Below are 13,855 nucleotides of genomic sequence, written 5' to 3' on the forward strand. Positions count from 1 at the left end.
AAAGAAAAGGGGAAAATTATGCAAAACTCCAAAGAATCTCAACTGCATAGAGGTTTGGAAGAAAGACATATCGCATTAATGTCTCTTGGCGCAGCCATTGGAGTCGGTTTATTTCTCGGCTCGGCATCTGCGATTAAACTAGCTGGCCCAGCTATCATTATTTCTTATGCAATTGGCGGGCTTATGATCTACCTTATCATGCGGGCACTAGGGGAAATGGCGATAAAAAATCCTGTCGCAGGCTCATTCAGTCGCTATGCAAGCGAATTTGTCGGCCCTCTTGCCGGATATATAACCGGTTGGAATTACTGGTTCGTTTGGATTGCCACCTGTATGGCCGAAATTACGGCAGTCGGAATCTATATGCAATTCTGGTTCCCGGGAACTCCACAATGGGCTTGGGCGTTAGCCGCACTTGCCATCATGACAACGATTAACTTTCTTGCAGTAAAAGCTTACGGTGAATTGGAGTTTTGGTTCGCACTAGTTAAAATCGTTACGATCATCCTAATGATCGTTCTTGGCTTCGGGATGATCATCTTTGGACTGGGGAACGGCGGAATCGCGGTTGGATTCGGCAACCTTATTGAACATGGCGGATTTTTCCCTAATGGGATTTCCGGTGTCATCCTCTCTTTCCAAATGGTCATGTTCGCCTATTTGGGAATTGAAATGCTCGGTGTAACCGCAGGTGAAGTCAAAAATCCTGAAAAATCTCTAAAAAGAGCCATCGATACCGTCTTTTATCGGATCTTACTTTTTTACGTTTTAGCTCTGACAGTCATTCTATCGATCACTCCATGGGATCAAATGAATGGAGAAAACAGCCCATTCGTTATGATGTTTGATAAAATCGGTATACCAGGCGCAGCAGGAATCATTCAGTTTGTCGTATTGACAGCGGCCCTATCATCTTGTAACAGCGGGATCTTCAGTACGGGAAGAATGTTATTCAACCTAGCGCAGCAAGGTGAATCACCAAAAAGTTTCGAACGTACAACAAAGTCGGGCGTTCCTGGCGTTGCCATTATCGTTTCGGCTGTCGTGCTTCTTTTCGGTGTTTACCTTAACTACATGGAAGCCGATAAAGTTTTCAGTTACGTGACAAGTGTCGCCACATTCGGTGCACTCTGGACATGGGGAACCATACTTGTCACACAGATTATGTCTAGACGGAAAATGAGTCCGGCGGAAAAACAAGGCTTAGGTTACAAAATGCCTCTTTTCCCATTCACTTCTTATTTCACTCTAGCCTTTTTAGTATTCGTAATGGTTGTACTCGGCTTTTCAGCAGATACTAGAATCGCTCTAATCGTTGGTCCGATCTGGATCTTACTGTTAGTGGTCCTGTATTATGTGACCGGTTTGCATAAACGAAAAAGATAAATGCCAGAGGGTGCCAAACGAATTTGTTTGGGCACCCTCTTTTTTTCTTCCTTTACCTTTTACCCCTTCTTTTCAGCGCCCAATGGACCACCGCTACAGCTCCGCCTAAAATAATGAGGATAGGCAAGTTTCCTATTATGAAAACAATGATTCCTGAACCCGCTTTAAGTAATAGATTCGCACTCGTTGCAAGTTGTTTCTTCGTTCTCTCCCATGTATTCAATTCCTTATTATCAAGACCCGGTACAACAATCCGGTCCTGTATGAACGTGATTGTAACCGTTGAATATGAAGTCTGGTTTTCAAGAAACTTCATTTGCCCGGTCAGCTGCTCTATTTCTTCTTGAACCACGGCAAGATCAGATGATATTTTCAACAGATCTTCCGTCTTCTTAGCGTCCTGCATGAATGTAAGTAACCTTTCCTCCACAGCCCTCTTTGACTTCAACCTTGCTTTTAAATCTACATATTGCTCCGTCACATCCTGTCCTGTAACATTCCTTCCGACCACTTCTGAAGCCTCGCCCTCGCTATCGGCTAGAAAATCCTGAAAACGGGCCTCGGGGATCCGAACAGTGATGGTTCCTTCCACCAATTCTTCATCTTCCCTGTATACATTGGACTCGACAACATATCCGCCATATTCATCCACCTTATTCTCAATCTTCATTTGTGCCTTTTCAAGGTTCTTCACTTTCAACTCTAGCTGGGCTTGATGAATGACCTTTCTTTCATCCGTCACCCCTTCTTTTTCCACGACTTCTTCCGGCTCCTTATTCCCAGAAAAGGAAGCGTCCATTTTACTGCTCGCCTTTTCATCCTGTGATTCCGATGCTGAATCATCTTTTTCATTACTGCTGCATGCAGCAAGTAAAAGGAACAAACTGAACAAAAGCATCATTTTTTTACGGTTCATCGGTATTCCCCCTTTTCTTAATAGTACCGACGTAAAATTTGGAAGAAAGTTACACTTCTTGATTAAAGGGCATGTCTTATTTTCAGATGAAAAGGTAAAGGTATTAAGAACATCCAAACAATGAAGAAAGAAGATGATTGCATGATGAACTACGGAAAATTAGCTAAAAGTGTTTTGGTACCTGTGGTCGGAGGTTCACTTGTAGGGATATTCGCCACAAGGAATTCAAAAGAAATTTATGACAAACTCAAGAAACCTGCTTTTGCTCCTCCCTCCTGGACCTTCCCCGTTGCTTGGACCGGCCTTTATACGATTATGGGAATAGCGAAATATCGCATTGCATCCAAAGAAAAAAAATCGAAGTCAGCTGAACTCCTCTACGATACTCAACTAGGGTTGAATTTCTTATGGTCTTTTTTATTCTTCAAATGGGGTTTGCGCGGAACAGCATTTATTGAAATGGCTGCACTGCTGACCTTGATTACATTAACGGCATTCGAGTTTTATAAAATAGACCGTACATCAGGTTTAGCGATGATTCCCTATATCGCATGGGTCACCTTTGCATTGGGATTAAACTTTTCCATCTTCAGAAACAATTGATCAAAAAAGGAGCGCCCCTTGTATTAGGAGCGCTCTCTTTTAGGTTCACGAGTAAATTCAATTAACTCACGAGTAAATGTCCAATTTTCACGAGTAAATCCGCTTTACTCACGAGTAAATGCTCAATTTTCACGAGTAAACCCTCTAAACTCACGAGTAAATGCTCAATTTTCACGAGTAAACCCTCTAAACTCACGAGTAAATGCTCAATTTTCACGAGTAAACCTCTTAACTCACGAGTAAATGCTCAATTTTCACGAGTAAACCCTCTTAACTCACGAGTAAATGCTCAATTTTCACGAGTAAGCCTCAATTAATTATTGATATTCGTAATTCTGCCTTCAATTTCTGCCGTGATCTTTCCGCCTTTGAAGGTTTCTTTCACATAGTTAACGAAAGCTTCCAGATCAGCATGCCCAAATACACGCTCTTTTCCTTTCAGGACGGTATAGTTATCACCACCGCTTGCCATGAAATCATTGACGGCGACCGTGTATGTTTCGGTATCCTTGATCGGTGTCCCGTCCGCTTTCTTCAATAAAGTGACACGTTCGGTGACAGGTTTACTGAAGTCGGCTGTGTAGCTCAGTCCAGAAATTTGCAAAGTTTTCGGAGACCCTTCAACGATCCATTGCTGTTGAAGCAGCGTTTTCACTTCGGCTCCAGTCAGTTCGAGCTTAACCAATACGTTTCCGAACGGCTGGATTTTCGCTAAATCGGAAAAAGTGACTTCCCCCTTTGGAATATCTGCACGAATTCCACCTGGATTCATGAAGGCAAAATCGGAATTCAAATCTGCTTTCATCGAATCGGCAATTAAATTACCGAGTGCAGTTTCCTGTGTATAGGCATTGGTTCTTAAAATTTTCTCATCCGTTGTCCCAAGTGGGGCTTTCAACTCGGGGAACATGTCTAAATAGTCGTTAATGAATTTCGTCGTCCCGGCATCGGGTGTGATGCCATCTTGTGTAACCGTGACAATTTCAGCTGACTTTTTGACAATATCCTTTGTGTTTGGATCGATTTCCAAATCAACATCTTCAAAAGCCGTTCCATAAGAGTAAGCTTGTACAATCAATTTATTATCCACATAGTTGTTGACCCTTGCATGATTATCTCCTGCTAAGATCACATCGACTTCATCATCCACGGCTTTGGCAAGATCAGCCACTTCGCCTGTGATGACCCCTTCCTTTTCAGTGCCTGGGTCATGCGAGATGATCACAATGGATTTGACGCCCTTTTCCTTCAACTCATCAACCGCCTTATTTACCGCAGGTGCCTGTTCTATGAATTCCACATTCTTAATGCCATCCGGACTTACTTTTTGAGGTGTGGCATTCGTTACTACACCTATGAACCCGATATCAACCCCGCCTACCTTTTTTATGACGTAAGGGTCCAAAATGGGTTTTTTCGTGTCTTTATATACGACATTGGCAACCACATACGGAAAGTTCAATTTATCGAATACCACATCAGATGTGGGCGACTTTCCGCCATTGATTTGAGCCATAAGGGTTTCTACCCCTTTGTCGAACTCATGGTTCCCGACAGTTCCGACATCGAATTTCATATTATTCAAAAACTGTAGCGTCGGTTTGTCCTGGATCAAAGAGGAAACGGGAGCACTTGCCCCAACAGCATCCCCTGCTGATAGTAAAAGTGTATTTTCAGGGTTTTCAGCTTTACGCTGCTTCATGTGCGCAGCTAAATAATCAGCACGCCCTTGTTTGATACCGCCAAAATCAGAAGTGGTATCCAGCTGGCCGTGAAGATCATTGATTCCAAGCAATTGCACCTTAACGTTTTCTTTCCCAAGATTGAATTTGTAAATGCCAAAGCCTTTATCATCGGTTTTACCTGTATAGAAAATTGGACTGTCTTCATTTAAATATTCCGCACCCTTTGGTGATGAGGTGAAAGTAACGTTCACCTTGCCTGAAATCGGGGCAATTGACCAGTTATTATCAGCAGTTGGATTGATCTCACCCTCTTGTGTAATGTAATCCATCAAGATTTGGCGATTTTCATCCGCAGAGTCAACTACGTATTCGCTGCCTTTCACTCCCGGGAAATTTCCTCCGCCCGAAGCACGGTAATTATTCGTCACGACGATGAAGTCTTGATTCGGGTCCACTGGTTTTCCATTATATTTCAAATCTGCAATCCTGCTTGAATCCGACACTTTTATCCCTTTTTCATCATAGCGCGGAGCCTTGGTGACATCGATTTGATACGTAACGCCGTCAATCACATCAAAATTATAGACGGCAAACTTTCCATTAAGCAATTCCTGTTCCTCAGACTTGGCAGGATCAATTTTATTATATTTCCCGGCAGACATCTCAAGCCATTCTTTAACCACGGACCCTTTGATCTTGATTGCCTTCAAGGTATTATCGTATAAATATAAATCGCCGGCGCTGCGAATGGTCAGTCCGCCTTCTTTGATTTCGGTGAATTCCTCGACTCCATTGCGCCCCGCTTTGAAAGGGGCTCCTACAGAGAGAATAGGCAAGTCTTTGTATTCAGGGCGGTTGCTTTGGATATATTTTTCCACATACCATTTCTGCGCGCTTGTCACGACCTGTACAGAAGGATCATCTTGCACAAGGGCGAAGTAACTATGGATTGGAGCTGTCGTCGTTCCAATTGGCGTGTTGACATACTTGATCGTTCCTTCGTGATCCTTTTTAACGGCTTTGACGACAGATGCATCTTCAGCTGCTTTTTTTCCTGTTACTTTGTCGTTGATTGCCCGAGTTGATGAATCGGAATGAACGACCTTCCATTTCCCTTTGATATTCTGGATATCAAGATCGATGATCCCCAGATTACTGCCGCCATATCCTGCTTGAACAGCTGGTACACCATTGATGGTGCCCTTTTTATTATCCACGCCTTTAAGGATTTTTCCTTGGCTATCTTTAAATAGGCTGTCTAAAGACGCCTCATCTTGTGCCGGAAAGACTTTATGTGTGTGGGAGAACGTGATGGCATCGATGCCGGATACCTTGCTTAATGAATAGATGACATCCTCGGTATTCTTGGTGTCGCCATTAAACCCGGAATGAGTGAGCGCCACGATGACATCCGCACCCTTTTTCTTCATTTCAGGCACATATTTATTTGCAGTCGTGACGATTTCTTTTGTAACGACCTTACCGTCAAGATTCGCTTTATCCCAATCCATGATTTGCGGAGGGGCAAACCCAATGTAGCCTATTTTTACTGATTTTTCGTTTCCATTGATATCCTTTACTTTTTTCGTGACGATCTTATAAGGGGTATATTTATTTTTGTCATTCTTTGGATTATTGTCTTTATCCTTTTTATAAACATTGGCATTCACATAAGGGAAGTCCGCATCGTTGATGGCCTCGTCCAAATAAGATAAACCATAATTGAATTCGTGATTGCCGAATGTAGCGACATCATAGTCAAGCAAGTTCATCGCTTTATAGACAGGATGGACTTCACCTTTTCTCAGTGGCGCTATTTTCGCTTTGTACGTACCCAGGGGGGTCCCTTGAATAAGGTCGCCGTTATCCACTAAAACACTATTTTTCACTTCTTTTCGTGCCTGTTTGATTAAAGATGCCGTGCGGGAAAAGCCGACGGAGTCCGATACGGCATCCTTATAATAATCATAGCTCACTAGATTAGTGTGTATATCTGTCGTCTCCATGATCCTTAGTTCAAATGGTGCATCAGAAACGGAGGTTGCCAGGCTGTTGCCGAAGTTACTCGTATTGCCGTTATACTTGGAGACAACCGATACCTTGACCCAATAACCCGCTTTATACGTATTGAAGTATGCAGAGAACTTTTGGGCCGATTTAATATCCGCCTCAACGGCTGACTGTGAAATGACCTTCGTCCCATTCATTAACTGGAAGACAACTGTTTCATTTCCTTTGTTCCCTTTTTTCGGTGTGACCGTTACAGTCGCCTTGGTGCCATTTGTGTAATTAACGGCAGGAGCTGTAATGATGAACGGTTTAGTCGCGACCGGTTTCTTATTAGACCCTTTGGCGGATGTCTCCCCCGGGACGGTAAATGGGGCTGTAATCAAACTTACAGCAAGAATCGGGGCAAGCATCTTTTTAACATGCATCTTGAACGACATACTTCACAACCCTTCTATTTTTGTAAAATGCTAGAATAATATAACATGATTTTGTCGAAGTCGCGTCACAATTTACCTTAATATTAAGAATTTTGAATAATTGGTACTATTTATCCATTTCCATTCACTGAACATGGATCGTTTTTCCTTCAAATATATATAATCGTCACCGAATCCGAGGGAATCCTTAGGGAGAAAGGTGCTTTTTAATAAAAGGCTGACCCATGCACATGAGCCAGCCTGCTTACATCGTATGGATTTCAAGATCGTTCCTTCTTTCTTCGACGCTCTCTACTTCAGTGAAACCGGAAGCGCCGCTGCAGTTAATCCGCTTGATAATAATAGGACCAAGGCAATCACCCCAGCATACTCCCGATCGATAATGAAATGCGTACCGGGAATCTAATGAATCATCAAACTCATTGAAACAAATTAAATTCGTTATTATTCTTTATGCTTTTCTATATCTATCAATTTTCTAATTCGTTTTTTTTGCAAAGCCTCTATAAACAAGGTTTCATCAAAACAACAATGTAATTAAAATAACTTAAAATAAAAGTCATAAAAATGTCACTTATGTAAAAATTTTTCGGCATATATAATTACATTTATGCTTAAAAGAAAGGATGTTTTTATTTGCCTAGTAATAAAAAGGAAGGCATAATCTTTGGACTTTTTATGTGTTTTGGAATGGTTCTTATTATGTCAGTTTACAACACAGCTTTACACGGGGTTTCATCGTTTACAATAGGGGCTGCAGTGATTCAATTTGTGGTAACATTTATCGTCGCTTTTATTGCAGAGTCAATAGTTGAACCGAAGGCGCGTAAACTTGCATTATCACTGCCTTATGATAAATCGAAAGAAACCAACTTTATTATTGCAATTGCCTTTTGTATGGTCCCTATAATGGTCCTTATTATGTCAGTATATGGGGTTATTTTAACGAGGTTAATGATAGGAATCGAGGGTTCAATTGTCACAGCTTACCTTAAAACAGTTGGTCTAAACTTTATCGTGGCGCTACCATCACAGTTACTGATTGTTGGACCAATCTCACGCCGGTTATTAACTAAATACATTAAACCAGCGACACATAAGCCAAAATTAACAAAAATTTGAGTGCGTAAATATTAATGTATATGACAAATAAATAAAAAGGATTAAGCTAATACACTAATCCTTTTTATTTAATATGTTATAACTCTACTGTGTTAAGACGAGTAATTTCTTATATTAGGAATTAACCTGTCCCTTCCGGACCAAGGCGTGCCGTTGAAACGACCATTATACCCAACATGGATTCCCGGATTGTCCTCCCTCCATAATCCCCTTTTTTGAAAAAACTTGAAGAACTCCTTTCAAAAATAACTGGTAACCAGTTATTAAAACATGAAAACCTATAAATCCCGATTTATTAAACTGGCGGAAACCGGTTCGATTCCCATCTCCCTCGACCAGATGGACAACTGGCCTATATGATGAATTTCATGCGCTATCAGATGGCGCAGTATCCTGCCTTTTTGGTATGTCCCCTCCATCCAGGATGGCTGAATCATTTCATTCTCCCCATCAATAGAATGCGAGTTCAAATAGTCCACGACCTCTGAATGATAACGCCCGGATAATTCCTCCACTTTCTCGATCGTATTATAAGCGTCTAAATCAATCCCGACATCCGGCTTCCCTTGTATGGCCCTGATCCAGCTGCATTCGACATCGATTATATGGGCGAGTGTCCTTAAAATTTTGCCCATCCCGCCAGTACGCTGTCGTTTCAGTTCCTCACTCGGTACGGATCTGCACCACTTGAACCACTCATTTCGCACCTGCCAGTTATAAGTGAATAATGTCAACATCCCTTTTCCCCCAACACTATTTGACGTTAAAGCACCGCTTCCCTTTATATAGATAATAATCCTGTCTTTGAATGGTTTTGAATCCACAAGATTCATAGAGTCTTAAAGCATGCTCATTAGTCGCCTCGACCTCGAGAAAAATATCATATCCCAGCTGGCATTGTTCGGCTACAACCTTTTTCAACGCCTTTCTGCCAAGTCCGTTTCCCTGGTATTCCGGCAAAATGGAAAATCCATAAATCCACGCTTCCCGGTCTGAGTGATCAACACGAATCTTACCGACCGCGCGGCCATCCTTTTCAATCATCATGGTTTTCAGAGTATCCTCATATAGGATGCGCTGATAATAATCCTTCGCCTCTTGTTTCGTAAATTGGAAACACTGAATATCCAGCTGAATTTCCGTTTCCTCATCATCTCTCCGTGAAGGGCGAACGACTGCATCCTCATAATCATCCAGTTCCGTTTGAGACCATTTCATTTGAAACTCAGAAAAAGAAAACTCACATGGGAGCTGTTTCAAGAATCCTGTCCCTGAATGGGATTGGGAAGGTGCGTTCAAGATGATCAACTTATAGTTGCGCTCCACGGCACTCCTTATAGCTTCGTCCATCAGCTTTGTAAAAATGCCTTGCCTCCGAAAATCAGGGTGTACCATCCCACACATCTCCACTTTGTTTCCAAAATCGTAAAGACCAAGAAAACCAACAAGTTTTACTCCATCGTAGTGAAGAAAGTCATTCTTGTTCACACCATTTCGACTGCGAAGTGTTTCCCAGTTCAGCTTTAATGTAAAATCCTCCCGTTCACATTCATGCTGTAGAATCCGAATATCTTCTAGCTGTATTTCATTCAAAATTGTCACCCCTTTCCATACTATCAGTTTATTACCAAAAAATAAGAAAAGCAGCATCCTTTTACTTGGATGCCGCTTATTTACATAAGTTTATATATGAATGTTGTTTTTTTAAAAGTATTTTCACTTTAATCCATAAAACTAAAATCGTATGAGGGGAGGATTTCCTATCTAATTCCATTGACGGATGAATTATAGCAGTAAAATGATTCCAATTGAGGATTATTTTTTACCCATTTTGTGCTATATTCCAAATAATGGTTTATTATTTTTTTATTTGACTTTAAAGGAGGAATATAATGGTCCAATGTACCGGTTTCTTTATACCCGAATTCCGGACCCTTTATTGAACAGAACCCGAAATTCGGTTTTTACTACCTAGCACATTACGTCCTGAGGTTATCGTTTTTTCGTTTTGTGAGCGGACTTTTTTAAGTTCTCTACGTCCGTTGTCAGTTCTTTTAATTGTTTACCGAAGCGGAAGAGCAAAAACATAGAAACGACGAATGGATAGCCAAATTCGCTAACTAATGACACCCACATAGTAGCATCCTCAATCATCATCCTCTTCACCCCTTTTCTTGTATCTGATATCTAAAGTGAAACTTGTTTTAAAAAAACAATCTAGCACTATTGATTTATGGATAAAAGAACGAATGTTCGTATATAATTGATTTATTCCCCTTGTCCATCACTTTATTAATTAAAGGAGGGATAGTGATGAACCAATTAACTTCTCATTTTTTTTCTCATTCATTGGAATTTCTGCAACAACAGTACTCATCTTTCTTTGAACAACCGATCATTCAAGTATTTTTACAGAACCCAGAGCATTTAAAGATTTTTACCGAAACTCTTGATTCCCCTTCTTCACACAACATTTGCCAACTCAACGAGACTTTCAAAATTTTCTATTACCGGGCTAAGGTATACAAATACATGTGCTCCTTAATTTACTTTTTCTCCGTTGACTTTGATAAAAGGGCACGGAAGCAGCGGGAACGCTATCGAATGGTACTTGATGCGACACCAAGGGATACTGGCGGAATGATCGATCGAATCGGCACTTTGGACGTTCAACTTGAAAAGATGGGAGAAACGAATGATCTAACTTCACACATAAGTGATGAAGAGATGATAAAAGCCTTGAAGACGTTAACATCCAAACAAAACCTGGTGCTGACCATGATTTTTTCCTACGGCCTATCCAACAAGGAAATTGCTGCCTATTTCCATGAGTCGCCACAGAATATCTCAAGCATCCGTAAACAAGCTCTAAAAAAACTTCGAAAGCACTATATGGATGAGGTATATAATAGAAAGGAGAAAAGCCATTGTGGATAAAAAACTCTCAAAAGAAGAATTGGTGAATCTTATCGATTCTTTGAATCCTAAAATAAAAAAATCGTTAAAAAACACAAACTATCAAGACCGGAATGATCTGGAACAAGAGATTAAACTCAAGATCATTGAGTCATATGAAAAAATTGCAGCAATCGAGGCACCTAATTTCGAGGAATTCCTTGCAGAATTCCTGACTAAGCAAAAACAATGAAAAATTACCAAGTCCAGAGCATGCATGCTGGACTTGGTACTTTTTTTCTGAATATCAGTATGATGGATTCAATGTCAGCCTATCACCTTTTGGATCGTCTAATGCCGTTTTGTGATAAGTACCTTCTGCCCAATCATCAAGCTGATCGTGGTACCACTCACTTTTAACGTTACCTGATTGCCCCGGACCAACGAGGTGATACCCCTGGTTCATGTCGGATAGGTCGATGACAAACCTCCAGGAGCCACCATGATTAACAGTTCCGTCATCTAAAAATGCCGCTGCCTGTACAGTTACACTGCTGCCGCCGACCGGCATTCCGCCGCCGCTGTTAAATAAATAATTTAACGGGGCGACACTTGATAGCGGGTGGTTAAACCTTACCTGATGATAGTCACCCCATTCCCAATCAGCTATATCGTCACCTTGTGATTCTTCCAGCTCCTTTAACGTCTCCTGTAACGACTTGGCGAGTACCTGCTCCAGTCCGCCTGCCTCTTCAATCCAAGGACCCGGCTTACCGTCCAGTGCCCGCCGCAGGAGTTCATCAATGGCTGAACGCCTTCCATTAAAGAGGTTGAGGGTTTCCTCCGGTATTTCTTCCGTAAGCAGAACTTCCCCTATTTTTTTCATCCAGACATTAAAAATCAGTGGCGCTGCTTCATCAACGGAATCAATTTGATTCCATTTCTTAAGAATCCTGAGTGCCTGTTCTTCCTGTTTTCCCGAAGGACCTTTCAATACCTCTAGAAATTGAGGGACAAACTCTCTAGCTTGCAGATTCAGCTGATCCATTTGCAGGCTTTGCATATCCTCGGTCGTAAGCTTTTTATTGGCTTTTAAAAACTCCTGTATCCTCATCTGACGGTAGGGCTGTGCCCAGTTATTGCTGATGTGGTAAGGATAGTCATCCGAGATGACTTTATTATTCGCTGTCGAAATGAATCCCTCTTCCGGATTGACCGTTTTTGGAAGTTCATCAAACGGAATGTAGCCTTTCCACTCAAATTCATCCGTCCAGCCAGGTACTGGCAGCATACTATCGCCTTTTTTCCGGATTGGGATTCTCCCATTAGCCTTATAGGCAATGGTCCCATCGACTGAGGCAAAGACGAAATTCTGTGCCGGGGTTTCGAACTTCAAGAGGGCCTTTTCGAATTCTTTCCAGTTTCCGGCTTTATTCATATTCAGCACCGCTTCAAGCTCGGCAGAAGGATCAAGTGCCGTCCACCTTAATGCAAGGACGGTATCTTTTCCGCTTTTCCCGGCAAACTCGGAAACAACCGGTCCATGGCGGGTAACAGTCACCTTATAGTCAAGTGTCTTACCATCCTTCACCCTGATCGGTTCGTCCAATATTTGTGCTTTTTCCCATTTACCTTTGAAGGCGAATTCTTTCGCGTTTTCCGGGTTTCTCTTTTCAATATACAGATCCTGAACATCCGGACCTGCATTGGTCACACCCCAAGCGACCTTTTCGTTATGACCGAGAATGATTCCCGGAATCCCGGCAAAAATAACACCGCTCACATTGACTGACGGGGCCTCTAAATGCATTTGATACCAAACGGACGGTGTAGCTAACCCCAGATGGGGATCATCCGCCAATAACGGCTGACCGGAATCAGTTTTCTTGCCTGAAACGACCCAGTTATTGCTGCCGTTGAATTCATAAGGAATAACAGCCCCTGCAAAACTTTTTTCAATATCCAGCTCTTCCTTACTGATGATATATGGAGCGCCCTTTGGATAATCAGGAAATAAATCATACGCTTTTTCCTTTGGGAACGTTTGCAGTAAATACTGTCTAAACGCCTGATCTTCCCAGTTCCCGCCTAAATCAAAGGCCATATATTTACCGATGGTCAGCGAATCGACTGGTGTCCACGGCTCTGGTTCGTATCCAAGTAAAGTGAACTCGGCCGGCCATTTCCCATTCTGCTTCAGTTCATCGATATAAAGATTCACCCCTTCAGCAAACACATCCAGGGCTTCTTTCCCGTTACTTGTATATGCAGCATAAGAGGCTTCAGCCGCCCTTCTCAACCCCAGTGCACGAAAATATTTATCATTTTTGACGGTTTTCTCACCAATCACTTCACTCAATCTTCCTGAGGCCTGACGCCTGCTTAAATCCATTTGAAATAAACGGTCCTGTGCTTGGATATACCCTTGGGCTAAATACAAATCATGTTCATTCGCTGCGTTGATATGCGGTACCCCACTGGAATCCCTCACTACCGTAACCGGTTTCAAAAGGCCTGGAAGCGATATTTCCCCCTTTGTTTCGGGCAAGGATCTTGAAAGAAATACATTTGCAGCAATAAAGACAGACAGCAAAAGTAAAATCAGGATTCCAAAACTCCATAGCGCCCGTCTTTTCCATTTCGATTTTGGCTTTTGCTGAGGTACGGCAACTTCCATCGACACATCTCCCTCTCCCCTTAAAACTCTCTTTCTTTCTATTTAAGATATTCCGCGTTTCCACCCACCTTTCCTACCAACTTCCTGACATTCTCTCTTTTTATTTCCAGAAGGTTGGAAAGGG

Annotated in this window: 12 protein-coding genes; 5 read left to right on the forward strand and 7 right to left on the reverse strand. The window is 42.0% G+C overall.

The window, feature by feature from the left end; translation table 11 throughout:
- Positions 1-18 precede the first annotated feature (18 nt).
- Entirely contained in the window at positions 19-1,386 is a 1,368-nt protein-coding gene (locus ABIE66_RS25145) for an amino acid permease (protein ID WP_370016686.1), read from the forward strand.
- A gap of 52 nt (positions 1,387-1,438) precedes the next feature.
- On the opposite strand, the gene ABIE66_RS25150 is transcribed toward ABIE66_RS25145, so the two are convergent.
- Complete coding sequence (locus ABIE66_RS25150; protein ID WP_370016687.1) at positions 1,439-2,302, reverse strand: DUF4349 domain-containing protein; 864 nt, start codon at positions 2,300-2,302, stop codon at positions 1,439-1,441.
- Positions 2,303-2,422: 120 nt separating this feature from the next.
- Here ABIE66_RS25150 and ABIE66_RS25155 point away from each other — a divergent pair, with 120 nt between their 5' ends.
- Positions 2,423-2,905 (forward strand): TspO/MBR family protein, encoded by a 483-nt coding sequence (locus ABIE66_RS25155; RefSeq protein ID WP_289326790.1) that lies wholly within the window; start codon positions 2,423-2,425, stop codon positions 2,903-2,905.
- 61 nt (positions 2,906-2,966) lie between these two features.
- Here the strand turns inward: ABIE66_RS25155 and ABIE66_RS25160 are convergent, their stop codons facing one another.
- Both ABIE66_RS25160 and ABIE66_RS25165 read right to left on the reverse strand, forming a co-directional pair.
- Entirely contained in the window at positions 2,967-3,122 is a 156-nt protein-coding gene (locus ABIE66_RS25160; RefSeq protein WP_370016688.1) for a hypothetical protein, read from the reverse strand.
- A 96-nt stretch (positions 3,123-3,218) separates the two neighbouring features.
- Complete coding sequence (locus tag ABIE66_RS25165; RefSeq protein ID WP_370016689.1) at positions 3,219-7,037, reverse strand: bifunctional 2',3'-cyclic-nucleotide 2'-phosphodiesterase/3'-nucleotidase; 3,819 nt, start codon at positions 7,035-7,037, stop codon at positions 3,219-3,221.
- A 636-nt stretch (positions 7,038-7,673) separates the two neighbouring features.
- On the opposite strand from ABIE66_RS25165, the gene ABIE66_RS25170 reads away from it, so the two are divergent.
- On the forward strand, positions 7,674-8,159 hold the full coding sequence (locus ABIE66_RS25170) for a DUF2798 domain-containing protein (RefSeq protein WP_483313980.1): 486 nt from the start codon (positions 7,674-7,676) through the stop codon (positions 8,157-8,159).
- Positions 8,160-8,437: 278 nt separating this feature from the next.
- Here the strand turns inward: ABIE66_RS25170 and ABIE66_RS25175 are convergent, their stop codons facing one another.
- The 3 genes from ABIE66_RS25175 to ABIE66_RS25185 form a co-directional block, all read right to left on the reverse strand.
- Positions 8,438-8,896, reverse strand: a complete 459-nt coding sequence (locus ABIE66_RS25175) for a DinB family protein (RefSeq protein WP_370016691.1) — start codon at positions 8,894-8,896, stop codon at positions 8,438-8,440.
- Positions 8,897-8,912: 16 nt separating this feature from the next.
- On the reverse strand, positions 8,913-9,761 hold the full coding sequence (locus ABIE66_RS25180; RefSeq protein ID WP_289326794.1) for a GNAT family N-acetyltransferase: 849 nt from the start codon (positions 9,759-9,761) through the stop codon (positions 8,913-8,915).
- 390 nt (positions 9,762-10,151) lie between these two features.
- Complete coding sequence (locus ABIE66_RS25185) at positions 10,152-10,313, reverse strand: YvrJ family protein (protein ID WP_176526338.1); 162 nt, start codon at positions 10,311-10,313, stop codon at positions 10,152-10,154.
- 159 nt (positions 10,314-10,472) lie between these two features.
- On the opposite strand from ABIE66_RS25185, the gene ABIE66_RS25190 reads away from it, so the two are divergent.
- Positions 10,473-11,096, forward strand: coding sequence for a sigma-70 family RNA polymerase sigma factor (locus tag ABIE66_RS25190; protein ID WP_370016692.1), 624 nt, complete (start codon positions 10,473-10,475; stop codon positions 11,094-11,096).
- On the forward strand, positions 11,089-11,307 hold the full coding sequence (locus tag ABIE66_RS25195; protein ID WP_289326796.1) for a hypothetical protein: 219 nt from the start codon (positions 11,089-11,091) through the stop codon (positions 11,305-11,307). Before ABIE66_RS25190 ends, ABIE66_RS25195 begins: the two co-directional genes overlap by 8 nt.
- 54 nt (positions 11,308-11,361) lie before the next feature.
- On the opposite strand, the gene ABIE66_RS25200 is transcribed toward ABIE66_RS25195, so the two are convergent.
- A complete protein-coding gene (locus ABIE66_RS25200; protein ID WP_370016693.1) occupies positions 11,362-13,731 on the reverse strand; it encodes a penicillin acylase family protein in 2,370 nt (789 codons plus the stop codon).
- Positions 13,732-13,855: the final 124 nt, after the last annotated feature.

Origin of the sequence: Peribacillus sp. B2I2 (assembly GCF_041261685.1) — a bacterium.
Classification (GTDB): domain Bacteria; phylum Bacillota; class Bacilli; order Bacillales; family DSM-1321; genus Peribacillus.

Bases quoted from the DNA above. Each gene is read 5' to 3' on its own strand.
- ABIE66_RS25155 (WP_289326790.1), top strand. From the start codon at position 2,423: ATGAAGAAAGAAGATGATTGCATGATGAACTACGGAAAATTAGCTAAA.
- ABIE66_RS25200 (WP_370016693.1), bottom strand. From the start codon at position 13,731: ATGGAAGTTGCCGTACCTCAGCAAAAGCCAAAATCGAAATGGAAAAGA.
- ABIE66_RS25190 (WP_370016692.1), top strand. From the start codon at position 10,473: ATGAACCAATTAACTTCTCATTTTTTTTCTCATTCATTGGAATTTCTG.
- ABIE66_RS25165 (WP_370016689.1), bottom strand. From the start codon at position 7,037: ATGTCGTTCAAGATGCATGTTAAAAAGATGCTTGCCCCGATTCTTGCT.
- ABIE66_RS25145 (WP_370016686.1), top strand. From the start codon at position 19: ATGCAAAACTCCAAAGAATCTCAACTGCATAGAGGTTTGGAAGAAAGA.
- ABIE66_RS25175 (WP_370016691.1), bottom strand. From the start codon at position 8,896: ATGTTGACATTATTCACTTATAACTGGCAGGTGCGAAATGAGTGGTTC.
- ABIE66_RS25150 (WP_370016687.1), bottom strand. From the start codon at position 2,302: ATGAACCGTAAAAAAATGATGCTTTTGTTCAGTTTGTTCCTTTTACTT.
- ABIE66_RS25185 (WP_176526338.1), bottom strand. From the start codon at position 10,313: ATGATTGAGGATGCTACTATGTGGGTGTCATTAGTTAGCGAATTTGGC.